Below are 23,727 nucleotides of genomic sequence, written 5' to 3'. Positions count from 1 at the left end.
GCAGGCTAGCCCCGAGCCGCCCCCGGATGCAGTCGTACCCACCCCTCCCACGCCGACGTGATCATGTCCTGGACGTCGTGCTTGGCCTTCCAGTCGAGTTCGGCGGCGGCGCGGTCGGCGGAGGCGACGACGCGGGCCGGGTCGCCGGGGCGGCGCGGGGTGACGGTGGGGGGGCGGTCGTAGCCCGTGAGGGCGTTGATGCGGTCGATCATCTCGCGGACCGAAACGCCTTCCCCGCGGCCGATGTTGACGGTGAGGTCGCGGCCGGGGGAGGCCTGGAGGGTGCGGGCCGCGGCGACGTGGGCCTCGGCCAGGTCGGCGACGTGGATGTAGTCGCGGACGCAGGTGCCGTCGGGGGTCGGGTAGTCGTCACCGAAGATGCGCGGGGGCGCGTCGTCCGTCAGCTTCTCGAAGACCATGGGGATGAGGTTGAAGACGCCCACGTCGGCGAGTTCGGGGCGTGCCGAGCCGGCCACGTTGAAGTAGCGCAGGGACGCCGTGGACAGGCCCGTCGCCCGGCCGGTGGCCCGCACCAGCCACTCGCCGGCCAGCTTCGTCTCGCCGTACGGCGACATGGGCAGGCACGGGGTCTCCTCCGTGACCAGGGACACGTCCGGCATGCCGTACACCGCGGCGGAGGACGAGAACACGAAGGACGGGACCCCGGCCGTCGTCACGGCCTCCAGGAGGACGCGCAGCCCCTCCACGTTCTCCCGGTAGTAGTGCAGGGGCAGGTCCACCGACTCGCCGACCTGCTTCTTCGCCGCGAGGTGGACGACGCCGGTGACCTCGTGGTCCGCGAGGGTGCGGGCGAGGCGCTCGCCGTCCAGCGTGGAGCCCACCACCAGCGGCACGTCGGACGGCACGCGCTCGGCGATCCCCGTCGACAGGTCGTCGTACACCACCGTCTGTTCGCCGGCCTCGGTCATCGCGCGTACGACGTGCGCCCCGATGTAGCCGGCGCCGCCGGTGATCAGCCAGGTCATGTGCGGCCGTCCCCTCATCAGTTGGCCCGTGATGGTGCGTGGTCCGATGTCAGTGGTCGGGTATCAGTGAAGCAGGCGAAGGTGTCGCTCGTACCCCCCTTGTCACTCCCCGCATCACTGGTGCCACACAGCGTCAACGCCTTCGGGGCGGGCCGAGTTCCCGCTCGGGGCGCCCGGGGAGGCGGCCGACCCGAGAACGCGCGGGACCGGGCCCGGCGGCGGATCTCGTGGGACGCCACGGATACGGGCCGGTGTACTCCATCGCGCCGTACTGGTACCGCACCTCGCCGTGCCGGCCCGTGTGGGTCGCGAGGGCGAGGGTCGTGCCGCCGGGATGTCGCGCCCGGGGAGTCCGGTGCGCGGTCCGGGACGCTGTACCGGGGGGCGGGTCGGCGGAGGCCGGCCGCGGTCGACCGGGTGTGGGTCGTTGCCGGGACGTGTGCGTTGCGCCCCCGCTGGTATCCCCCTGAACCGGCCGAGCGCGTCGAACTCGCCGTCGTGGGCGCGGAGTTCGTCCCCGAAGGGCCCCGGCGGCAGGCCGTACGCGACGGCGTGGCCCTACGGCTCTCCATCCGCCGCCCGCCTACTCGCAGCCCGGCGTCTCCGTCAGCGCCGCCGCGTCCAGCATCGAGGTGAGCTGGTCGAGGCGGGTGCGCAGCTCGCGGATCTCCTCGATGTCGAAGCCGGTCGAGGCGGTGATGCGGCGCGGTACCTGAACCGCGCGCTCGCGCAGCGCGACGCCCTGCTCGGTGAGGCGCACCTCCACGGAGCGCTCGTCGCGGGCGCTGCGCTCACGTCGGACCAGACCGGCCGCCTCCAGCCGCTTGAGCAGCGGGGACAGGGTGCCGGAGTCCAGGCGCAGGTGTTCGCCCAGTTTCTTGACCGGCAGGTCGCCGTGCTCCCACAGGGCCAGCATCACCAGGTACTGCGGGTAGGTGATGCCCAGGTCCTTGAGGACCACTCGGTAGACGCCGTTGAAGGCGCGCGACGCGGCGTGCAGGGAGAAGCAGATCTGCTGGTCGAGGCGGAGCCAGTCCCCCTGGGAGGCGGGGGCCTGGTCGGTGGGTGCTGGCGTGGTCATGTCTCCATGGTACCTCTTGTCCGCCATTTAGTTGTGCGCAATTTAATTGTGTGCTCTACTTGTGGTCGTAAGGCGGCCGGGACAGAGCCGCCGGACCCTGACTTTGATGCGAGGGATGGATTCCATGGACGCGATCTACACCGCTGTCGCCACCGCCACCCACGGCCGCGAGGGCCGTGCCGTCACCAACGACGGCAAGATCGACCTCGCGCTGGCCATGCCGGTGGAGCTGGGCGGCAACGGCGCGGGCACCAACCCGGAGCAGCTGTTCGCCGCCGGCTACGCCGCCTGTTTCGGCAGCGCCCTCGGCCTCGTCGGCCGTCAGGCCAAGGCCGACGTCAGCGAAGCCTCCGTGACCGCCGAGGTCGGCATAGGCCAGCAGGGCGAGGGCTTCGGCCTCAAGGTGACGCTGCGCGTCGAACTGCCCGACACCCTGGACGAGGCGACGGGCCGCAAGCTCGTCGAGACCGCCCACCAGGTCTGCCCCTACTCCAACGCCACCCGCGGCAACATCGAGGTCGACCTCGTCATCGAGTAGAACCGGAAGCCGACGGCTACCGACCCGCCCGTCCACCGGGCCGCCCCGCCGGGCGCCAGGTGGACGGGCGGGTCGGCGTCGGTCGTGAGGGACTGGACGGCATGCGAACTCCCGGGAGCGAGAACGGCGTTCAGATCCGGTCGGTGAGGGTGCGGTCGGTCAGGGCCGGGGACACGGGCCCCGCCGGCTGTGGCACCGTCGCCAGCGGAGAGTGCGCGAGCGTCGCGGCCGCGGACGGCACGGGATGGCGCGCGTCGAGCGGCACGACCGACGGAAGCGCCGGCTCGTCCTCGCCCAGCACGACACGGCGTACGACGCGTTCGGCGGCGCGTCCGTCGTCGTACGGGCAGAAGCGCTCGCGGAACGCGGAGCGCAGCTGGGTGGAGCGCGAGCCCCGCCAGTGGCCGGTGGCGAAGATGTCGATCAGCTCGTCCTCGCTGCGCGCGACCGCGCCCGGCGCGAAGGAGCGCAGGTCGAAGTAGGTGCCGCGGGCCGCCTCGTACGCCGCCCAGTCGTCGTCGGCGGCGTGGATCACGACCGGTCGGTCCAGGTTGGCGTAGTCGAACATGATCGACGAGTAGTCGGTGACCAGGGCGTCCGAGGCGAGGCAGAGCGACTCGATGCTCGGGTGGTCGCTGACGTCGACGATCCGGGTGCCCTTCGCCAGCGGGGCCTCGTGGAGGCGGTGGCCGCGGGCCAGGACCATGAACCGCGGACCCAGGCGGCGCAGGACGCGCTCCAGGTCGAGGGCGGCGCGCTGGGTACGGCGGTAGTCGCGGTGGGTGGGTGCGTACAGGATCGCGACCGTGCCCTCGGGGATGCCCAGGGACTCGCGCAGACGGGCCACGTCCGCCGAAGTCGCCTGCTGGAAGACGTCGTTGCGCGGGCTGCCGTACTCGAGCGTGGTGTAGCCGCCCGGGTAGACCCGCTCCCAGGTCAGCGTCGTGTGGCGGTTGGCCGACAGGAGGTAGTCCCACTGGTCGACACCGGCCAGCAGCGCGGCGAAGTCCGTGTCACGGGCCGCCGCCGGACGCTCCTGGAGGTCGAGGCCCATGTGCTTGAGCGGAGTGCCGTGCTGGGTCTGCACGAGGATCTGACCGGGGCGCTTGACCAGCCGGCGGTCGAACTCGGTGTTGTCCACGAGGTACTTGGAGCGGGCCAGCGCCGTCCAGTACGCGGCCGTGCCGGGACGCACCCGGCGCGCGGCGGTCGGGATCGTGTGGTGGTGCTCGGGGCGGGCGACCCACGCCGTGCGGATGTACGGGGCGTGGGTGCGGAAGGCCTGCTCCAGCGCGCCCGGGTTGCAACCGTGGCCGCGGCCGCCGTAAGCGGCGAAGACGGCCCGGTCGGCGCGCAGGGGGAGGCGGCGCTGGACGCGGTAGTGCAGACGGAGGGTCGCCGTCCGAACTGCCTTCAGCAGACGCCTGGTTGCCTTGCCGGTACGGCGGCGCAGGGCCGACGCCAGCTGCAGCGCGCGGAACGTGCGGTGCAGGCCGAACCGCACCAGCACGTGGCGCAGACGGGAGCGCAGTGGGACGGGGGAGCCGGGGGCACGGTAACGCCGGTAGTGGGCGCGGGCCTTGCGCAGGAACTCGGCACGGATGCCGCGCGCCACGCCGCCCGTGCACACGGTGGCCAGGTGGTCGACCATGCGGCGGAACAACGCCGGGCGCCAGGAGGCGAGTTCGGGGTGCTGCTCGACGTACGCGAAGAGGCGGTCGTACTGCTCGAAGACGTCGAAGTGCCGCGGGCCGGCCATGCCGGGGACCCCGCGGCGCTGCCGCTGGTGGACGCAGACCCGGTCGAGGGTCGCGAGCGACTCCGCGGCCAGCAGGACCGGGTACGTCCACGGGGTGTCCTCGAAGTCGCCGGAGGGGAAGGCGAAGCCCTCGCGCTCGACGAACTCGCGGCGGTACGTCTTGTTCCAGGCCACCGTCGGGAGGTGCAGGAGCCCCGGCCGGTCCTCCAGGCGGAAGGGGGCCGGGCCCTGCTCGGTGAGCTGGAGGCCGGCCCGGTCGCGGACGGACCTGCCCGTCCAGTCCGCGCGCGCGAAGTCGTGGACCAGGACGTCCGGTTCGCCCGCCTCCTTCAGCCGGTCGGCGATCGCGCGCAGCGCGTCCGGAGCGAGGGTGTCGTCGCCGTCCAGGAAGAGCAGGTAGTCGCCGGTCGCCCGGGCGAGGCCCGCGTTGCGGGCCGGACCCGGGCCCTGGTTCTGCGGCAGGTGCAGCGGCCGTACGCGCGGATCGCGGGCCGCGCACTCGTCGAGGAGCGCGCCGCACGCGTCCGGCGAGCGGTCGTCGACGGCGATCAGTTCCAGATCGGGATACGACTGGGAGAGCACCGATTCCAGGCACTCCTGCAGGTACGCCTGAACCTTGTACGCGGGGACGATGACACTGAACCTGGGCAAGGGGCATCCATGGGTCGGCGCGGGCGTTTGCCCGGGAACGTCCGATGGAGTGACCTGGTTACGCCGCGTACGGCAAGTGGGTGAACGTCGGCGGGGACGCGGTCCGTCCCCGCCGAAGAGCGCTCGGATCGTGCCTACTTGACCGCGCCCGCCATCACCCCGGACACGAACTGCCGCTGGAACGCGAAGAACACGGCCAGCGGGACCACCATGGAGATGAACGCACCGGGTGCCAGGACGTCGACGTTGTCGGCGAACGCCCGCATCTGCGTCTGCAGCGCGACCGTGATCGGCTGGCTGTCGGCGTTGGAGAACACCAGCGCGATCAGCATGTCGTTCCACACCCACAGGAACTGGAAGATACCCAGGCTCGCGATCGCGGGGCCGCCGAGCGGCATCACGACTCGGGCGAACAGCCGCAGTTCACCCGCCCCGTCGAGCCGGGCCGCCTCCAGCAGCTCCTTCGGGATCTCGGCGAAGAAGTTCCGCAGCAGGAACACCGCGAAGGGCAGGCCGAACCCCGTGTGGAACAGGACCACGCCGAAGATGGAGCCGAACACCCCGATCTTGCCGAAGAGTTCGGCGACCGGGATCAGCGCCACCTGCACCGGAACCACCAGCAGGCCGACCACACCGAGGAACCACCAGTCGCGGCCCGGGAACTCCATCCACGCGAACGCGTAGCCCGCGAGCGCGCCGATGACGACCACGAGGACCGTCGCCGGAACCGTGATCAGCACGGTGTTGAGGAGCGAGTTGGTGATGTCGCTGTTCTGCAGGAGCTTGTCGTAGCTGTCGAGGGTGAGTTGGGACGGCTTGCTGAATACCTGCCACCAGCCGCTGGCCGTCATCTCCTCGGGGGGCCGCAGCGAGGACACCAGCAGACCGATCGTCGGGACCAGCCAGAACAGGCCGACGAGGATGAGGAAGACACGGACCAGACCGCCGCTGACACCTTCCGTGAGCCGCGCGGCGAGCGACCGTTTGGGCTTCACGCTCTCTACCGGTGGTGCCTGGGTGAGACTGCCGGCCTCTGCGGTCATCGCCGTACCTCCCGCCTGAGCCTGCGGACGTTGAACCACATCACCGGAATGACGAGCAGGAGCAGGAACACCGAGATGGCGCTCGCGATGCCCGGCTGGTCCTCGGAGAAGCCCTTGCGGTACAGCTCCAGCGCGAGGACGTTCGCGTCGTCCTGCGAGGAGCCCGGGGCGATGATGAAGACCAGGTCGAAGATCTTCAGCACGTTGATCATCAGGGTGACGGCGACGACCGCGAGGACCGGCGCGAGCAGCGGGACCGTGACCCTCCGGAACACCTGCCACTCGGTCGCGCCGTCGACCCGGGCGGCTTCCAGGAGCTCACGCGGGATGCCCGCGAGCCCGGCCGCGATCAGCACCATCGCGAAACCGGCCCACATCCAGATGTACGACCCGATGATCGCGGGCGTGACGAGGGACGGGCCGAGCCAGTCCAGGCCGTTGTAGGGCTCCTTGAAGTTGCTTGCGGGCAGGCGGAGTTGGGCTCCGTCGGCCTTCTCCGACAACGAGAACGTGCCGTCGTCGCCGGCCTTCGTCGACTCGACGACCTTGCCGTCCTTCACCGCCTCGATCTTCATCCCGGGGTAGCCCAGCTCGGTCGCGTCGACACCGCCGAGCGTGCCGACGCCCTTGCCGCGCGTGAAGTCCTGCCAGGTGGTGCCGGTGATCCTCCCCGGATCGGCCTGTGGTGCTACGGCCTTCCTCGCGCTGTCGGGGATCTGGTCGGGGGCGACGCCCACGAGGGGGAGGGTGACGGTGTCGCCCGTGTGGACCGTCGCCTTGGTGATGAACCCGCCGCTCTGTGCCACCAGCGGCGACTCACGGCCCGGGTGCGCCTTCGGGAACGCGGACGAGTCGGCGAAGGTGTCGTGGATGCCCACCCACACCGCGTTCGCGAAGCCCTTGTCCGGGTCCTGGTCGTAGACGAGCCGGAAGATGATGCCCGCCGCCAGCATCGAGATCGCCATCGGCATGAAGACGACCAGCTTGAACGCCGTGCCCCAGCGCACCCGTTCGGTCAGCACCGCGAAGATCAGACCGAGCGCGGTGGCGACCGTCGGGGCGAAGACCACCCAGATGATGTTGTTCTTCAGGGCGGTGCGGATGCCGTCGTCGGTGAACAGGGCCTTGTAGTTGTCGATTCCGGCGAAGCCGTCGCCCGACTGGTTGTAGAAGCTGCGGACGAGCGAGTACCCGATCGGGTAGACCACGAGCGCGCCCAGCAGCACGAGAGCGGGCAGCAGGAACAGCGCTGCCACGGTCTTTCGGGTGCCGGTCACACTCTTGCGCGACTTGGGTGCGGCAGGGGGCGGTGGGCCCCCTGCCGCCGTGGCGGACGTCATGCCCTCAGCCTCCGTAGGCGGCCGCCGCGTCCGCCTCCAGTTTCTGCTGGGTGCCCGCGATGTCCTTCGGGTTCGTCAGGAAGTCCTGGAGGGCCTTCCACTCGCCCTTGCCGGGCGTGCCGCCGAAGGCCTGCGGGGCCTGGTCGGACATGTCGAAGCGGAAGTCGTCGCCGGCCTCGATGAGCGCCTTGGCGATCTTCTGCTGCACCGCGTTCGGATACACCGAGTTGTCCACGCTCTTGTTCGGCGAGAGATAACCGCCCAGCTTCGCCTGGATGGTCGCCGCGTCCGGGGAGGCCAGGAAGGTGGCCAGCGCCTGCGCCGCCTTGGAGTCCTTCAGGATCACGGCCGCGTCGCCGCCGGAGACCACGGGGGCGGTGTCGCCCACGGCCGGGAACGGGAACACCTTCGCGTCCGTGCCGACCTTCGCACCGGCCGTGCCGATGTTGACCTGCGCGAAGTCGCCCTCGTAGACCATCGCGGCCTTGGGCTGGTCGCCGCCACGGAAGGTCTGGGTCACCGAGGCCGGGAAGTCCGTCTGCAGCGCGCCGGTCGCGACGTAGTCCTTCTTGCCCCAGACCTGGGCCAGCGTGGTCAGCGCGTCCTTCACGGACGGGTCCGTCCACTTGATCTCGTGCTTCGCCAGCTGGTCGTACTTCTCCGGGCCCGCCTGCGAGAGGTAGATGTTCTCGAACCAGTCCGTCAGGGTCCAGCCCTCGGCGCCGCCGACGGAGAACGGGGTGACACCGGAGTCGTACACCGTCTGGGCGGTGGTGAGCAGTTCGTCCCAGGTCTTGGGCTCAGTGGCGCCCGCGTTCTCGAAGACCTTGGCGTTGTACCAGATCAGGGACTTGTTGGCGGCCTTGTAGTAGACGCCGTACTGCTCGTCGTTGACCTTGCCGATGTCCTGCCAGCCCTGCGAGTAGTTCTTGGCGAGTTCGGCCTTCGCCTCGGCGCCGAGCGGCTTGGCCCACTTCTTGTCGACGGCCTGCTTGATGGCGCCGGGCTGCGGGAGCATCGCGACGTCCGGCGGCTGGCCGCCCGCGATCTTCGAGCCGAGGAAGTTGACGATCGGGTCCTGTGCGGGCACGAACGTCACCGTGGCGCCTGTGCGCTTCTCGAACTCCGCGAGAACCTTCTTGAAGTTGGCCTGTTCCGCGCCGGACCAGACGGCGGCGACCTCCAGGCTTTCGCCGTTCAGTTTGGGCAGGGTGACGGTGGTGCCGGTTTCCTTGGCGCCGGTGGCGTTGCTGTCGCTGTCCTTGTCGTCGTCTCCGCCACATGCGGTGAGCGAGAGCGTCAGCGCTCCCGCGAGGAGGGCGGCTGCGGTTTTTGCGGCCCTGGGTTTCCGGTTTGTGCGGCTGGTGCGGCTGGTGCGGCTGGTGCTGCGCATCACGACCCCGTTCTTCGTTCCTCGTCGAACGTCCGAGCGCTGTCCCGTGCGGTCTGGTCTACGCCGTGTTAGTTGGGGTCGGCAAGGGCGCGTTCGGTGTCAACCGGGGGATCGTGATGCCGTCGTGACCAGTGCGGGTGCGTTGTGGCTCGCGTCTGCTGGGGGCTGCCGCCCCCAGACCCCCGCTTCGGCCCTGAAGGGGCCTCGTCCTCAAACGCCGGACGGGCTGGGAGTGCCTGGCCGGGGCTGAAAGGCAACCCCCCCGGCTCTGCGAGGGACCCCTCGCCCTGCGCAGGTCCCAACTCCCGTGGGGGCTCCCGGCCTGTGCAGGTCCCAACTCCCGTGGGGACTCCCGGCCTGTGCAGGTCCCAACTCCCGCGGGGACCCCCAGCCCTGCGAAGGCTCCAGCCCCGCGGAGGACCCTCAGTCCCGCAAGGGATCACGTCCCGCGCAGTGGTGCAGTGGCGCGATCTTGGTACGTCTCTGCGTCGTGTGGACCAGGGGGTTGGTGCACGCGCGACCTGAGAGGTGATCGCTGCTGCACCACTCGGCGGGACGCGACCCCGCAAGGGCTCCAACTCCCCCGTCAAGGACCCCCAGGCCCGCGAAGGCCCCAGCCCCGTGAAGCTCCAGCCCCCGTTAAGAACCCCAGCCCCGCGAAGACACCAGCCCCCGTCAAGAACCCCCAGCCCCGCAAAGTCACCCCAAACCCCTACAGCAGCGACGGCACCTCAGTCGCCGCGACCTCTCGTGCCGCCCTCTCCAACGCGCTTGCCAGCAGTGCCAGGTCCGTCGGGCCGTTGCCCAACTCCCTTACCGGGCGGCGGGTCGGTGGGTCGCCCATGCGTTCCCACTCCACCGGGACGACCGTCGGGCGCAGAGTCGCCGTGCGGGGGATGCGGCCGGTGACGCGGCCGGCCTGGAAGGCGGTTACCCGGCCGTCGGACCAGGTCAGGCGGCCGCGGCCCGGGGCTGGTTCGTCGGGGCCGGAGGTCGGGGCGTCGAGGGTGACGCGGAGGGTGGCCTTCTTCGCCGGTTCCGACTCCGCCGTGCGGCCGCCGACTGCGGCCGCGGCCACCAGGTGGACGCCCAGCCGCTCGCCCTCCCTCGCCACGGCCTCCAGCGCGCGTATGACGGAACCGGCCGCGGGCCTGCCCGGCGAACCCAGTGGCGGGGAGACCAGGGCGTCCAGGTCGTCCACGATCACGACCAGCCGGGGCAACGGCGGTGCCGTCTCCGTCCGTCGGCGGGCCGCCGCCGGGCGCAGGCGGATGGTCGAGCTGGGCGGGGAGTCGAGGTCACCGGACGATTCCCCGGCGCCGGACGCACCGCGGTTCGTCGCCGTGCGCTGGGCGACCATGCGGCCCGACAGCTCGCGGCCGGTGTGCCACTCGGTGAAGTCGGACCGGCCGAGCAGCTCCGCGCGCCGCTTCAGTTCGGCGCTCAGCGACTGGGCGAACTCCCGCATGCGCACGGGGTCGTTGGCCGTGAGGTGGGTGGTGACGTGCGGGACGTCCGTGCACACGCGCAGGCCGTCGCCGTGCCCGGCACCTCCCGCGCCCACGCTGTCCCGGCCGTCCATCAGCACGATGCTCAGCCGGTCGGGCCGTTCGGCGGCGGCGAGTGAGGCGACGACGGCCCGCAGCAGTTCCGTACGGCCGCTGCCCGCCGGGCCCTCGACCAGCAGATGCGGGCCCTCGGCCACGAGGTCCGCGCAGACCGGCCCACGCGGCCCGGCCCCGAGCACGGCCCAGGCCCGGCCGCCGAGCGACTCCGCGTCGTCGGCCGCGTCCGCCCAACGGGTCATCAGCGACGCCGGGGTGGCCCGGGCGAGCCCCAACTCGTCCAGCAGCCGCGCCGCCTGGGGCAACGGCGAGGACACGCGCGCGTGCCGCTCACCGGCACCGCCCTCGGTGCGCAGCGGTGCCAGCGCCCGGGCGAACCGCTCGGCCCAGGCCAGGGACACGGCGTCCACGGCGGCCACGGTGCCGTGCCCGACGGGGGCGGGGCGGGAGGGGGCGTCGGTGCCGGCCCCGCCCTGCGGTGCCTCCGCCTCCGCCCGCGCCACCCGCATCAGCCGCAGCGCCGTCGCCACATCCCCGCTGAGCAGCGCGACCGCGCCGCACTCCCGGAACGTCGGCGCCGCCGTACAGGCCGCCTCGTACGTCTCCGTCACCGGTGACGCGGGCGATGCCGGTGCGGTCTCGGCCAGGCACACGACGTGTATGCCGGCCCGGGGGCCCTCCAGCGCCAGCTTCGCCACCGCCTTGCGCACGTCGGCGCCGCCGGGATCGCCGTCCACGACGACCACGGTGTACGGCCCCTCGAAACCGTCCGTCTCCTCGTCCGCCGAGTCGTCCCGGGCCCAGGAGGGTCGCCGGACGGCCTCCCGGGGGGTGGGGACCGGTGTGCGTGCCGCGCCGGCGAGAGGGGCGGCTCCCGTGTCCGTCAGGTGGTCCTCCAGGCGGCGGAGGAGCTCGTCGGTGCGGGCGGCGGCCTGTTCGCGGTCGTAGGCGAGGAGGAGGCGGCAGTCCTGGCCGTGGCCCGGACGCAGATGGGGGAGCCAGCCCAGCCAGGACCACTCGGCCGTGCGCTCCTCGGCGGGACGGGAGCGGTCCGCGCTGATCAGGACGATTTCCAGGCTCTCGGGGGAGTGCAGCGCGGCGAGCTGGGCCACCACCGCGCGGGCCAGTCCGTCGAGCCGCGCGCGCGGCCCGGCCAGCCCCAGCGCCCCGGCCTCGCGCAGGTCGGCGGTCACCGGCACCGCGGGCAGCAGTCCCGAGCCGTCGGGCGCCGCCCGGTCGGCCGTGCCGAGCCGCACGGTGAGGGCCTCCGGATGCCCCGGTCCGCGCTCCCACAGGCGGGCGCCCGGGCCCAGTGCGGTCAGCAGCAGGGCCGCCGGGTCCGGCCAGGCCTCGGGTGCCTGGGGCACGGTGGCCGGCGACGCCGGAACGGAGGCCGCCGACTCGCCGTCGTAGGAGCCGGGGGAGTCAGGGGAGTCGTAGGACGACGTCCCGGGCTCGGCCGCGTCCTGCTCGCCGCGTCCGCCGGCCAGCCGTCGCGCCCAGGCCGTGAGGCCTCCGCGTTGGCGCAGGCCCTGCGGTACGTCGGTTCCGCGCAGGGGGGTTCCCTTGCGGCGGCCGGCTCCGGGGTTGTCCGGGGCCTCTTCGCCGGCGGGGTCCTCAGCCGGCGCACCGGGTGATGCGCTCATGGCGTCCCCGAGCGGGCCGATCCCGGACCTGCCGCCGTGTGTGTCCCCGCGGCCGCCGGAAGCGCTCCCGCCACGGCTCTCGATCAGTGGGGCCCCGCCCTGCCCCGGCACGACCACCGGCGGCTCGACGGAGCCGTGACCCTGGACCCCCGCGGACCCCGGGGCTCCGCCCGAGGCGCCCCAGCTCGCGGAGCCGTAGGCGTGGTGTGTCCGGTCGGAGGGCGGCCCGGGCGGTGTGCCGGGTCCGTCGGCGGCGGGCACGCGCGCGTGGGCTGCTTCCTGCCCGTCGGATGCCGCCGGGGACACCCGCACATGTCCTTCTCCGTCCGGAGCCGTGCGGATGCGCGGGCCGCCGCCCGGGGCCAGCCGCAGGGCCGACTCGCCGATCCGCAGCAGGGCGCCGGGGATGAGCCGCACCGGGCGGGTGCCCACGCGCGTGCCGTCCAGGGTCGTGCCGTTGGTGGAGCCGAGGTCGGCGACCGAGACGCGGCCGTCGGGGCCGACGGTCACCGCGCAGTGCAGCCGGGAGACGTCCGGGTCGTCGAGCGGGACGTCGGCGTCGGCGGAGCGGCCGAGGTGGATCTGACCGCCGTGCAGAAGGTGGACGCCGCCCGCGTCGGGGCCGGCGACGACATGGAGTTGGGGCGGGGCGTCGTCCGGCTCGGGATGGGACTCCGGCTCGACCGGGGCGCCCAGGGACAGCACGCCGCCGTCGATCAGCGGGGGTTCGCCCAGGGTGGCGCGCTGGGCGTCGAGGCGGTCCCCACCCGCGTACAGCACGACCGGGCCGTCGCTCCCGGAGACCGCCGAGGCGAGCGCCGACGCGATCGCGGCCAGGGCTGTGCCGACGGGCGCCGTGACCAGCACGTCGCAGCTCGCGGTGCGGGCCCGGTCGGGCGAGCCCAGCGGGTCTACGACGGTCAGCCGGATCTGCATCGCCGTCAGCGGTCCCTTCTGTGCGGGCGCGCCGGGCTGTCCCCACCCCGCACGAGCACGTCGGCCAGTACTGCAGGCATCCTCGCACCTGTCACTGACAACGCGCCCGCCCCTCGGTGGCAAGTGATCTTGATTGGTCAGCTCTGCCCCTAAAAGTGCCTGACCAGTGCCGCACCGGCGATCACTTGAGATCGGTCACGCCAGGGTTCGGCAACCATTCGGCAACCAGGCGACCGACGAGGGCGTCTTTCCTCCGAACGGGCTTGGGAACGCTTACGTAGTGCTTTGAGAGGCGGCACTACAGTGGGTCGGAACACAGGCAAGCAGCAGGGAGCGATCGGGTGCGGCCGGTAGGCAGCAAGTACTTCCTCGAGGAGCCGCTCGGACGCGGGGCCACGGGGACCGTCTGGCGAGCCCGCCAGCGGGAGACCGCGGGCGCCGAGGCCGCTGTGCCCGGACAGCCCGGCGAGACCGTCGCGATCAAGGTCCTCAAGGAGGAGCTCGCGAGCGACGCGGACATCGTGATGCGCTTCCTGCGCGAGCGCTCCGTGCTCCTCAGGCTGACCCACCCGAACATCGTCCGGGTGCGCGACCTGGTGGTCGAGGGCGATCTGCTCGCCCTGGTCATGGACCTCGTCGAGGGCCCCGACCTGCATCGCTACCTGCGCGAGAACGGCCCCTTCAGCCCCGTCGGCGCCGCCCTGCTCACCGCCCAGATCGCCGACGCGCTCGCCGCCAGCCACGCCGACGGCGTCGTCCACCGCGACCTCAAGCCGGCCAACGTCCTGCTCCAGCAGTACGGCGGCCAGATGCACCCCCTCCTGACCGACTTCGGCATCGCACGCCTCGCCGACTCGCCCGGCCTCACCCGGACCCACGAGTTCGTCGGCACGCCCGCGTACGTCGCGCCGGAGTCCGCCGAGGGCCGCCCGCAGACCTCCGCCGTCGACATCTACGGCGCCGGCATCCTGATGTACGAGCTCGTCACCGGCCGTCCGCCGTTCGGCGGTGGCTCGGCCCTCGAGGTCCTGCACCAGCACCTGAGCGTCGAGCCGCGCCGCCCGTCCACGGTCCCCGACCCCCTCTGGACGGTCATCGAGCGCTGCCTGCGCAAGAACCCGGACGAGCGCCCCAGCGCCGAGAACCTCGCGCGCGCCCTGCGCGTCGTCGCCGAGGGCGTCGGCGTGCACGCGAACTCCGCGCAGATCGCCGCCGCGGAGAACGTCGGCGCGCTGCTCGCCCCCGACCCGGCCCCGGCGGCCGTCCCGGGCATGCCCGGCGCCGCCGACCCGACGCAGGTGCTGCCGCACGGCGCCGGTGCCTACGACCCGGGCGCCTACGACCCCAACGCCAGGACCAGCGTGCTGCCGCACAGCGGTGCCGGGAACCCGGTGGGCGCCGCCGACCCGACCGCCGCCATGCCGTCGATGCCGCCCGGGCAGCCGGGACAGCAGGGGCAGCAGGGCGGGCCCGAGGAGCCGCACCCCTGGCAGAACCAGCTCCGCGCCGCCCGCGACCGCAACGAACAGACACAGGTCCAGTACCTCGACCCCAGCCAGGACCCGCTGCGCCGCCGCCCCCAGCGACAGGTCGCCCGGCCGCAGCAGCAGCCGCAGCAGCCGAGGCCTCAGCAGCAGCGGCCCCAGCAGCGACCGCCGCAGTCCGGCTACGGCCATCCGCAGCAGCAACAGCCCCAGCAGTACGCCCCGCCGCCCCAGCAGCAGCCGCAGCGGTACGCGCCTCCGCAGCAGCCCCAGCAGCCGACGCGCGAGCCCCGGCAGCGCGGCGGCAGCCCCAACCGGATGAAGATCCCGGGTCTCGGCTGCCTCAAGGGCTGCCTGTTCACGATCGTCATCCTGTTCGTCGCGGGCTGGCTGATCTGGGAGCTGAGCCCGCTGCAGGACTGGATCGGCACGGGCAAGAGCTACTTCCAGCAGATCGGTGACTGGATCGACACGGTGAGCGGGTGGGTCGGCGATCTGGGCGGGGGCTCGGGCACGAACTGACCGTTGGGTTGGTGATTTGTCGACACCTGGCGGGTGATTTCCGTCTCCGCGGTGAAGGTTGGCTCGTCGGACGCGTAGTTTTAGCGACAACACGCGTCTGTAGGAGCAGTCTTGGCACGGAAGATCGGCAGCCGGTACACCGCCAACCAGATCCTGGGGCGGGGCAGCGCCGGCACGGTGTGGCTGGGCGAGGGACCCGAGGGGCCCGTCGCCGTCAAGCTGCTGCGCGAGGACCTCGCGTCCGACCAGGAACTCGTCGGACGCTTCGTCCAGGAGCGCACGGCGCTGCTGGGCCTGGAGCACCCGCACGTGGTCTCCGTACGCGACCTGGTGGTCGACGGCAACGACCTCGCGCTCGTCATGGACCTGGTCCGCGGCACGGACCTGCGCACCCGGCTCGACCGGGACAAGCGGCTGGCGCCCGAGGCCGCGGTGGCGATCGTCGCGGACATCGCGGACGGACTGGCGGCCGCACACGCGGCCGGGGTCGTGCACCGCGACGTGAAGCCGGAGAACGTCCTGCTGGACATGCAGGGCCCGCTCGGCCCGGGCGGTTCGCATCCCGCCCTGCTGACCGACTTCGGTGTGGCGAAGCTCATCGACTCACCGCGGCGGACCCGCGCGACGAAGATCATCGGCACGCCGGACTACCTGGCGCCGGAGATAGTCGAAGGGCTGCCGCCGCGCGCCTCGGTGGACATCTACGCGCTGGCGACCGTGCTGTACGAACTGCTGGCGGGCTTCACGCCGTTCGGCGGGGGACATCCGGGGGCGGTGCTGCGGCGGCACGTCACGGAGACGGTCGTACCGCTGCCGGGCATCCCGGACGAGCTCTGGCAGCTGATCGTGCAGTGCCTGGCCAAGGCGCCGGCCTCACGGCTGCGCGCCTCCGAGCTCGGGGCGCGGCTGCGGGAGCTGCTGCCGCTGCTCGCGGGGATGCCGCCGCTGGACGTGGACGAGCCGGACGCGGAGGCGGAGGAGGACGAGGCGGAGGCGCCTGCGGAGGAGCCGGTGCGCTCCGGTGCGGTACGGCGGGGAGCGGTGCCGCTGGTGCCGGGGGCGAAGCCGGCCGACTCCAACCGGGACACGCACACGTCGATGAGGGTGCCGGGGCCGGACGAGCTGGCCGGGGGTGCGCTCGGCACGGCCCGGGTGCCACGGGCCGCGGGCGCTCCTCGTCCCGGGTCCGCCCGGCACCGGGCTGCCACGCGGCGGCGTCGTGTGGTGCTCGGGGCGGCTGCGGTGATCCTGGTGGCCGCGGCCGGGGTCGGTCTGTGGGCGGCGACTGCCGGGGACGACGCGGGGGCGACTCCGCAGGACACGAAGAATTCGGCACCGGCGTCCCCTTGACCGTCCCAGGGGGCTCTGCCCCCCCCTGGACCCCCGCTTGGACCCCCGCTCCTCAAACGCCGGAGGGGCTGAATTTGACGGCGGGCGGAGTTCGACGGCGGGCGGAGTTCGGCGGAGGGCTGATTTCTCCCGAGCTTCTCAACGCCGGTCAGGCAATTTCAGCCCGTCCGGCGTTTGCGGACGAGGCCCTTTCAGGGCCGAAGCGGGGGTCTGGGGGCGCAGCCCCCAAGGGCGGTCACCGTGAGGTACGGACACCGGCCATCCCCGCTTGGCGGAGCCGTTACGCTGGGGGTGTGGCAGTCGTCGATGTATCCGAAGAGCTCAAGTCCCTCTCCTCGACCATGGAGTCGATCGAGGCCGTTCTGGACCTCGACAAGCTGAGGGCAGATGTCGCCGTGCTCGAGGAGCAGGCGGCCGCGCCGTCCCTGTGGGACAACCCGGACGAGGCACAGAAGATCACCAGCAAGCTCTCCCACCTCCAGGCCGAGGTGAGGAAGGCGGAGGCACTGCGCGGGCGGATCGACGATCTCTCCATCCTCTTCGAGATGGCTGAGGAGGAGGACGACCCGGACACCCGCGCCGAGGCCGAGACCGAGCTCACCGCCGTCAAGAAGGCGCTGGACGAGATGGAGGTCCGGACCCTCCTCTCCGGTGAGTACGACTCCCGCGAGGCGCTCGTCAACATCCGCGCCGAGGCCGGTGGCGTCGACGCCGCCGACTTCGCCGAGAAGCTGCAGCGGATGTACCTGCGGTGGGCGGAGCAGAAGGGCTACAAGACCGAGATCTACGAGACGTCGTACGCCGAAGAGGCCGGCATCAAGTCGACCACCTTCGCCGTGCAGGTGCCGTACGCCTACGGCACGCTCTCCGTCGAGCAGGGCACCCACCGGCTGGTGCGGATCTCCCCGTTCGACAACCAGGGCCGTCGGCAGACCTCCTTCGCGGGCGTCGAGATCCTTCCCGTGGTCGAGCAGACCGACCACATCGAGATCGACGAGTCCGAGCTCCGGGTGGACGTGTACCGGTCCTCCGGTCCCGGCGGCCAGGGCGTGAACACCACCGACTCCGCGGTGCGCCTCACCCACCTCCCCACCGGCATCGTCGTCTCCTGCCAGAACGAGCGGTCGCAGATCCAGAACAAGGCGTCCGCGATGAACGTCCTCCAGGCGAAGCTGCTCGATCGGCGTCGGCAGGAGGAGCAGGCCAAGATGGACGCCCTCAAGGGCGACGGCGGCAACTCCTGGGGCAACCAGATGCGTTCGTACGTCCTGCACCCGTACCAGATGGTCAAGGACCTGCGCACCGAGTTCGAGGTCGGCAACCCCGAGGCCGTGTTCAACGGCGAGATCGAAGGGTTCCTGGAGGCCGGAATTCGCTGGCGCAAGCAGCAGGAGAAGTAACGCGAGGCGCACTCGCCGCTTTGTCGACAAGGCAACTGCCATCCCCGCGGTGGCAGTTGCCTTTTGCGTGCCCTGTTGTATGCCCGATGTCTGGGTTTTACATCACACTCACACACTCCATCCTCCGACAAAGAACCCGCACTTGGACATTGCGCGCGCAATGGCCTTGACGTTGCTGTGAAAAATGGGAAAGGTAAAGCGCGGCATGCGTATCTCTGGGGCGCATGTGAACCGGGGGACTTGAGTTACACCTACCTCTTCCGTCGATCACGGCCCCAAGCACCGCCTCACTGACGATGAGCTACTGGGGGTAGCAACCACATGACCAACAAGACGCGGATCCGTGTCGCGCGGGTAGTCGCCGGTACCGTGATCGCCGTCGGTGCCTCGCTGACCGCCGCGGGCGCCGCTTCCGCCGACGACTGCGGGCTCCTGGGCGACGTTTTTGGGTGCGGTACGCCCACCCCGTCGCCGACCATCCCGACCGACCCGGACCCGACGCTCCCCACCGACCCGGACCCGACCCTCCCGACCGACCCGGGCATCCCGACCGACCCCGCGCCGACCGCGACGGACCCGACGGAGCCCACCGAGGAGCCGACCGAGCCCACCGAGGACCCGACCGACGGCTCCGGCAACGGGAACGGCAACGGGAACGGGAACGGGAACAACGGCGGCGGCAACAGCAACACCAACCCCGACGGCGGTTCCGGCGACTCCGCCCAGAGCGACGGCTCCTCGGGCCTCGCCGACACCGGCACGGACACCACCACGACCGACACGTCGGCCCAGGGCAGCGGCGACCAGCTCGCCGAGACCGGTTCCGGCCAGACCACCTTCCTGGTCATCGGTGCCGCCACGATGATCGCCGGCGGTGTCGGCTTCCGTATCCTGCCGCGCCTCGTGGGCGGCCGGGGTGGCGCGGCCGCCTGACGGTAGCCGTACCCGCACGGAACGTATGCACGTCGTACGTCGAGGGGCCCGGAGCGAAAGCTCCGGGCCCCTCGTGCGTCGTCCCTCTGTCTTCTGCGGACCGCTTCCTAGGCGGTCTGGTGTGCCAGCAGCGCGACCGCCGCGATCAGCACCGCCAGCAAGGCGATCAGTGCCATGGGGTTCAGACCTGCGAAAAGGTTCCCCTGCTGCAGCCGCTCGCGGTTCGCGCGGCACACGGGGCACCGGCCCTCGCTCACGGGCGCGGCGCAGTTAGCGCACACCAGCCGGTCGTACGTCATGCGCTCGCCCTCCTTGCACCGGTTCCACGTACACAACGCCTACGGGGACGCGAACGTTCCCCCTCCACTGTGCCAGGTTCCCCGGATTTCAGCGCGGGGTCCCATGGGGTCGGGGCAGGCACATAACGCACAACTGGCACACAACCGCAACCTGTGCCTGCGCTTGCCCGCCCGGTTCGCGTATGGTCACGCTCATCTACCCCCGGCGACCCGTGGTGCATCCGTGATCCGATTCGACAACGTCTCCAAGGTCTACCCAAAGCAGACCCGCCCCGCACTCAGGGATGTCTCCCTGGAAGTGGAGAAGGGCGAGTTCGTGTTTCTCGTGGGGTCCTCAGGCTCCGGGAAGTCCACCTTTCTGCGGCTGGTCCTCCGCGAGGAGCGGTGCAGCCAGGGCCAGGTGCACGTTCTGGGGAAGGACCTCGCGCGCCTCTCCAACTGGAAGGTGCCGCAGATGCGGCGCCAGCTGGGGACGGTGTTCCAGGACTTCCGGCTCCTGCCCAACAAGACGGTGGCGGAGAACGTCGCCTTCGCGCAGGAGGTCATCGGCAAGTCGCGCGGCGAGATCCGCAAGTCCGTGCCCCAGGTGCTCGACCTCGTCGGGCTGGGCGGCAAGGAGGAGCGGATGCCCGGTGAGCTCTCCGGCGGTGAGCAGCAGCGCGTGGCCATCGCGCGGGCCTTCGTCAACCGGCCCAAGCTGCTGATCGCCGACGAGCCCACCGGCAACCTCGACCCGCAGACCTCCGTCGGCATCATGAAGCTGCTCGACCGGATCAACCGGACGGGCACGACCGTGGTGATGGCGACGCACGACCAGAACATCGTGGACCAGATGCGCAAGCGCGTCATCGAGCTGGAGTCAGGCCGCCTCGTCCGCGACCAGGCACGCGGTGTCTACGGCTACCAGCACTGACCGCGACCGTCCACGGAAAGGCCTGAAGAAGACGCCATGCGCGCCCAGTTCGTACTCTCCGAGATCGGTGTCGGTCTCCGCCGCAACCTGACCATGACCTTCGCGGTCGTCGTCTCCGTCGCCCTGTCGCTCGCCCTGTTCGGCGGGTCGCTCCTGATGAGCGACCAGGTCAGCACCATGAAGGGCTACTGGTACGACAAGGTCAACGTCTCGGTGTTCCTCTGCAACAAGAGCGACGCCGAGTCCGACCCGAACTGCGCCAAGGGCGCGGTCACGGACGACCAGAAGAAGGAGATCCTCGCCGACCTGAAGAAGATGTCCTCGGTCGTGCAGACGGTCACCTACGAGTCGCAGGACGCGGCGTACAAGCACTACAAGGAGCAGTTCGGCGACTCCCCGCTGGCCGCCTCCCTCACGCCGGACCAGATGCAGGAGTCGTACCGGATCAAGCTGAAGGACCCGGAGAAGTACCAGGTCATCGCGACCGCATTCGACGGGCGGGACGGCGTGCAGTCCGTGCAGGACCAGAAGGGGATCCTCGACAACCTCTTCGGGCTGCTCAACGGCATGAACTGGGCCGCGCGGGCGGTGATGGCGCTGATGCTCGTCGTCGCGCTGATGCTGATCGTCAACACCGTGCGCGTCTCCGCGTTCAGCCGTCGCCGTGAGACCGGGATCATGCGGCTGGTCGGCGCCTCCGGCTTCTACATCCAGGCCCCGTTCATCATGGAGGCCGCGGTCGCCGGACTGATCGGCGGCACGGTCGCCTGCGGCTTCCTGGTGATCGCGCGGTACTTCCTCATCGACCACGGCCTCGCCCTGTCCGAGAAGCTGAACCTGATCAACTTCATCGGCTGGGACGCCGTACTGACGAAGCTGCCGCTCATCCTGGCGACCAGTCTGCTGATGCCCGCGTTGGCCGCGTTCTTCGCGCTGCGCAAGTACCTGAAGGTGTGACGCACGCCAAGAGGGCCGTACGGTCAACCGACCGTGCGGCCCTTCGTGTTGTCCTAGACTCACCGGCATGTCAGGCCGAGACCTGTTCTGTCAGCCCCGCCGCATCCGCCGCGGGGCCGCCCTGACATTGGTGTTCGCGAGCGTGCTCGTCGCGGGTGCGGCGACCGGCTCTTTTCCCGAGGCGGACCGCTCCGACCGGAAATCCACGCCCGACACGGCCCGTTCGGCCGCTCCCGCCAGTCATCACGAGGACGTGGCGAAGGCGGCCGAGGAGGCCATGGCCGACGGCAAGTCCCCCATGGAGGCCGCCGAGCGGGCCGTCAGCCGCAGCGGGGACCGCTGGGGCGCCGTCTACTCCCAGGGCGAGTACGAGGAGTTCGAGGAGGCCCTGGACGGCCAGTACACCGGCGTCGGCCTCTGGGCGCGGCGCGAGCAGGACGGCCGTATCGAGGTGACCAAGGTGCGCTCCGGCTCACCCGCGGCCGCCGCCGGGATCCACAAGGGCGACCGGCTGCGCAGCGTCGACGGCGCCGAGGTCGACGGGCGGCCCGTCACCGAGGTCGTCTCCTTACTGCGCGGTGACGCCACGGACGCGGCCGCCGGTACGACCGTGAAGCTCGGCCTGGAACGCGGCACACGCGTGTGGAGCCTCACACTGCGCCGGGCCCTCCTCTCCACGGACGACGTGACGGTACGACGGCTCGCCGGCGGGGTCACCGTCATCACGATCGCCGCCTTCACCAAGGGCTCCGGCAGTGCGGTCCGCAGCGCCGTCCAGGAGGCCCCGGCCGGCTCCGGCATCATCCTCGACCTGCGCGGCAACTCCGGCGGTCTGGTGACCGAGGCCGTCACCGCCGCCTCCGCCTTCCTCGACGGCGGCCTCGTCGCGACGTACGACGTCGACGGGGAGCAGCAGGCCCTGCACGCCGATCCCGGCGGCGACACCACCAGACCCCTGGTCGCGCTCGTCGACGGCGGCACGATGAGCGCGGCCGAGCTCCTCACGGGTGCTTTGCAGGACCGCGGCCGCGCGGTCGTCGTGGGCTCCCGCACCTTCGGCAAGGGCTCGGTCCAGATGCCGAGCCCGCTGCCCGACGGCTCCGTCGCGGAGCTGACCGTCGGCCACTACCGCACCCCCTCCGGCCGCGGCGTCGACGGCCACGGCATCACCCCCGACCTGGACGCCGACCAGGACGCGCTGGAGCGCGCGGAGACGGTTCTGAGCGGTCTCGGCCGCTGAGCGGTTAATCGGCTTCCCGTACACCCCCTCCGTAGTGCGAAAATGGACGGCACTATGAGCAAGGGAATGTACGTACCCAAGGAGTCCCAGCCCAAGCAGGGCAGCGGGGCCGCAGGCAAGGCCAGGGACGGCGAGAAGGGCGGCAAGCGCAAGATCGTCGCCCAGAACAAGAAGGCGCGGCACGACTACGCGATCATCGACACCTACGAGGCCGGGATCGTCCTCACCGGCACCGAGGTCAAGTCGCTGCGCGAGGGACGCACCTCGCTGACCGACGGATTCGTCCAGATCGACGGGGGCGAGGCGTGGCTGCACAACGCCCACATCCCCGAGTACCACCAGGGCACCTGGACCAACCACTCCGTGCGCCGCAAGCGCAAGCTGCTCCTGCACCGCGAGGAGATCGACAAGCTGGAGTCCAAGTCCCAGGAGACGGGTCACACGATCGTGCCCCTCGCCCTGTACTTCAGCAACGGCCGTGCCAAGGCCGAGATCGCCCTCGCCCGAGGCAAGAAGGAGTACGACAAGCGCCAGACCCTGCGCGAGAAGCAGGACCGGCGGGAGTCGGACCGCGCGATCGCGGCGGCGAAGCGGAAGCAGCGGGGCCAGTAGCGCGAGGCCGCCGGGAATACGGTGGCATCGGCGTGCGTTGGTCACGTACGATGGGCACAGCCCCGCTGGTAACGGGGCGCACCTTGAGCAGCATCTAATTGAATACTGTAAACATGGGGATGATCGGTTTCGACAGCGGATGTCGAAGCAGGGGAAGCGTGTCGAGGAAGCGGCAATGATCTCGTAAACCATATGTCGCAACCAATAATCGCCAATACCAAGAGCGATTCCCAGTCCTTCGCCCTCGCTGCCTAATAACAGCGACTGAAGGACCCTAAAAGGGTGTCAGCCCGGGAGTGTTCCCGACCCGGATCCTGGCATAATCTAGGGAACTAAACCATCGAGCCCGGTCACGGGGTTCGATGGGAAATCAAACAGTGACTGGGCCCGTCGGCGACTTGTTCGCGTGATCACCGGGGCCGAGAAAATCGAAGCGAACTGCACACGGAGAAGCCCTGATTCTGCACCGGTGGACGCGGGTTCGATTCCCGCCATCTCCACTCATCCCATGTTTTGTACATGGTAAAGGCCCCGTCGCTTTCGAGCGGCGGGGCCTTTACCATGTGCCCAGTCATTCGCCTATGGACGTGGCCGTACGAGAAACACCGGATGGTCCGCGGGATCCGGCAGCGCCGTCAGGACGGCGGACACCGTCGGCATGCTGCCGTAGCGCTCGCGGTAAGCCGCCAGGAGGGGTGGGCGGTCGGACTCCGGGACCTCCTCCGTGGTGATGTTCTCCGTGCGACCCCGGGTGACGAGGCGGCCCTCGGGGGCGGCCCGCAGGTTGAGGGCCCAGTCGCTGAGGCCGCGATAGGAGACGAGGTAGCGCTCGCCCTCGTGCTCAAGTACGGCGACGGGGACGGTCCGCTCGCGGCCCGAGCGGCGGCCGCGCACCGCCAGCCGGGACACGACGGACCGGCCGAAGAGCGGGGCCAGGCGGTTGCCGACGTGGCGCTGCATCCAGGGTGGCTTGAGGTAGGTGCGGTCGGTCATCGAGATCGACTCCCCACGAGAGTTTCGTCAGGCCTCAATGCCTCAAAGATAGAGTCACCCCACATTTCCGCTACCCCGGAAAGCAG

Annotated in this window: 18 protein-coding genes and 1 other RNA gene; 10 read left to right on the top strand and 9 right to left on the bottom strand. The window is 71.0% G+C overall.

Annotation, left to right across the window (positions count from 1 at the left end; translation table 11 throughout):
- Nucleotides 1-5 precede the first annotated feature (5 nt).
- Both galE and IG08_RS0120120 read right to left on the bottom strand, forming a co-directional pair.
- On the bottom strand, nucleotides 6-986 hold the full coding sequence (gene galE, locus IG08_RS0120125; RefSeq protein WP_030604092.1) for a UDP-glucose 4-epimerase GalE: 981 nt from the start codon (nucleotides 984-986) through the stop codon (nucleotides 6-8).
- 583 nt (nucleotides 987-1,569) lie between these two features.
- Nucleotides 1,570-2,067: a MarR family winged helix-turn-helix transcriptional regulator gene (locus IG08_RS0120120; protein ID WP_043454757.1), complete on the bottom strand. Its 498-nt coding sequence runs from the start codon at nucleotides 2,065-2,067 to the stop codon at nucleotides 1,570-1,572.
- Nucleotides 2,068-2,191: 124 nt separating this feature from the next.
- On the opposite strand from IG08_RS0120120, the gene IG08_RS0120115 reads away from it, so the two are divergent.
- Entirely contained in the window at nucleotides 2,192-2,605 is a 414-nt protein-coding gene (locus IG08_RS0120115) for an organic hydroperoxide resistance protein (protein ID WP_030604087.1), read from the top strand.
- Nucleotides 2,606-2,735: 130 nt separating this feature from the next.
- Here IG08_RS0120115 and IG08_RS0120110 read toward each other — a convergent pair whose 3' ends face one another.
- The 5 genes from IG08_RS0120110 to IG08_RS0120090 all read right to left on the bottom strand — a co-directional run bounded on the left by IG08_RS0120110 (nucleotide 2,736) and on the right by IG08_RS0120090 (nucleotide 12,938).
- Nucleotides 2,736-5,015 (bottom strand): bifunctional glycosyltransferase/CDP-glycerol:glycerophosphate glycerophosphotransferase, encoded by a 2,280-nt coding sequence (locus tag IG08_RS0120110; protein ID WP_043454756.1) that lies wholly within the window; start codon nucleotides 5,013-5,015, stop codon nucleotides 2,736-2,738.
- Between the two features lie 134 nt (nucleotides 5,016-5,149).
- Nucleotides 5,150-6,058: a carbohydrate ABC transporter permease gene (locus IG08_RS0120105; RefSeq protein ID WP_030604082.1), complete on the bottom strand. Its 909-nt coding sequence runs from the start codon at nucleotides 6,056-6,058 to the stop codon at nucleotides 5,150-5,152.
- A complete protein-coding gene (locus tag IG08_RS0120100) occupies nucleotides 6,055-7,398 on the bottom strand; it encodes a carbohydrate ABC transporter permease (protein WP_078655664.1) in 1,344 nt (447 codons plus the stop codon). Before IG08_RS0120100 ends, IG08_RS0120105 begins: the two co-directional genes overlap by 4 nt.
- 4 nt (nucleotides 7,399-7,402) lie before the next feature.
- Nucleotides 7,403-8,791: an ABC transporter substrate-binding protein gene (locus IG08_RS0120095; RefSeq protein ID WP_030604076.1), complete on the bottom strand. Its 1,389-nt coding sequence runs from the start codon at nucleotides 8,789-8,791 to the stop codon at nucleotides 7,403-7,405.
- Nucleotides 8,792-9,503: 712 nt separating this feature from the next.
- Entirely contained in the window at nucleotides 9,504-12,938 is a 3,435-nt protein-coding gene (locus tag IG08_RS0120090) for an FHA domain-containing protein (protein ID WP_030604074.1), read from the bottom strand.
- Between the two features lie 341 nt (nucleotides 12,939-13,279).
- Between IG08_RS0120090 and IG08_RS0120085 the strand changes: the two genes are divergently transcribed.
- The 4 genes from IG08_RS0120085 to IG08_RS0120070 all read left to right on the top strand — a co-directional run bounded on the left by IG08_RS0120085 (nucleotide 13,280) and on the right by IG08_RS0120070 (nucleotide 18,627).
- Complete coding sequence (locus IG08_RS0120085) at nucleotides 13,280-14,944, top strand: serine/threonine-protein kinase (RefSeq protein ID WP_030604071.1); 1,665 nt, start codon at nucleotides 13,280-13,282, stop codon at nucleotides 14,942-14,944.
- A 111-nt stretch (nucleotides 14,945-15,055) separates the two neighbouring features.
- Nucleotides 15,056-16,294 (top strand): serine/threonine-protein kinase, encoded by a 1,239-nt coding sequence (locus IG08_RS0120080; RefSeq protein ID WP_030604069.1) that lies wholly within the window; start codon nucleotides 15,056-15,058, stop codon nucleotides 16,292-16,294.
- A 293-nt stretch (nucleotides 16,295-16,587) separates the two neighbouring features.
- Complete coding sequence (prfB, locus tag IG08_RS0120075; RefSeq protein ID WP_030604066.1) at nucleotides 16,588-17,694, top strand: peptide chain release factor 2; 1,107 nt, start codon at nucleotides 16,588-16,590, stop codon at nucleotides 17,692-17,694.
- 321 nt (nucleotides 17,695-18,015) lie between these two features.
- A complete protein-coding gene (locus tag IG08_RS0120070) occupies nucleotides 18,016-18,627 on the top strand; it encodes a hypothetical protein (protein ID WP_030604064.1) in 612 nt (203 codons plus the stop codon).
- Between the two features lie 107 nt (nucleotides 18,628-18,734).
- Here the strand turns inward: IG08_RS0120070 and IG08_RS0120065 are convergent, their stop codons facing one another.
- Complete coding sequence (locus IG08_RS0120065) at nucleotides 18,735-18,926, bottom strand: hypothetical protein (protein WP_030604061.1); 192 nt, start codon at nucleotides 18,924-18,926, stop codon at nucleotides 18,735-18,737.
- Between the two features lie 223 nt (nucleotides 18,927-19,149).
- On the opposite strand from IG08_RS0120065, the gene ftsE reads away from it, so the two are divergent.
- The 5 genes from ftsE to ssrA all read left to right on the top strand — a co-directional run bounded on the left by ftsE (nucleotide 19,150) and on the right by ssrA (nucleotide 23,151).
- Nucleotides 19,150-19,839: a cell division ATP-binding protein FtsE gene (gene ftsE, locus IG08_RS0120060; RefSeq protein WP_030604058.1), complete on the top strand. Its 690-nt coding sequence runs from the start codon at nucleotides 19,150-19,152 to the stop codon at nucleotides 19,837-19,839.
- Nucleotides 19,840-19,875: 36 nt separating this feature from the next.
- On the top strand, nucleotides 19,876-20,796 hold the full coding sequence (ftsX, locus tag IG08_RS0120055; RefSeq protein WP_030604054.1) for a permease-like cell division protein FtsX: 921 nt from the start codon (nucleotides 19,876-19,878) through the stop codon (nucleotides 20,794-20,796).
- Between the two features lie 67 nt (nucleotides 20,797-20,863).
- Nucleotides 20,864-22,036 carry a S41 family peptidase gene (locus IG08_RS0120050; protein ID WP_199820880.1) on the top strand — a complete coding sequence of 391 codons (1,173 nt, stop codon included), beginning with the start codon at nucleotides 20,864-20,866 and terminating at the stop codon, nucleotides 22,034-22,036.
- 66 nt (nucleotides 22,037-22,102) lie between these two features.
- Nucleotides 22,103-22,648: an SsrA-binding protein SmpB gene (gene smpB / locus IG08_RS0120045; protein ID WP_030604049.1), complete on the top strand. Its 546-nt coding sequence runs from the start codon at nucleotides 22,103-22,105 to the stop codon at nucleotides 22,646-22,648.
- Nucleotides 22,649-22,763: 115 nt separating this feature from the next.
- Nucleotides 22,764-23,151: a transfer-messenger RNA gene (ssrA, locus tag IG08_RS56425) on the top strand.
- A gap of 76 nt (nucleotides 23,152-23,227) precedes the next feature.
- Here ssrA and IG08_RS0120040 read toward each other — a convergent pair.
- On the bottom strand, nucleotides 23,228-23,641 hold the full coding sequence (locus tag IG08_RS0120040) for a nitroreductase family deazaflavin-dependent oxidoreductase (protein ID WP_030604046.1): 414 nt from the start codon (nucleotides 23,639-23,641) through the stop codon (nucleotides 23,228-23,230).
- Nucleotides 23,642-23,727 lie beyond the last annotated feature (86 nt).

The sequence above is a fragment of the Streptomyces fulvoviolaceus genome, from assembly GCF_000718165.1.
GTDB classification, from domain to species: domain Bacteria; phylum Actinomycetota; class Actinomycetes; order Streptomycetales; family Streptomycetaceae; genus Streptomyces; species Streptomyces fulvoviolaceus.
This window is presented reverse-complemented; position numbering and strand designations above follow the sequence as displayed.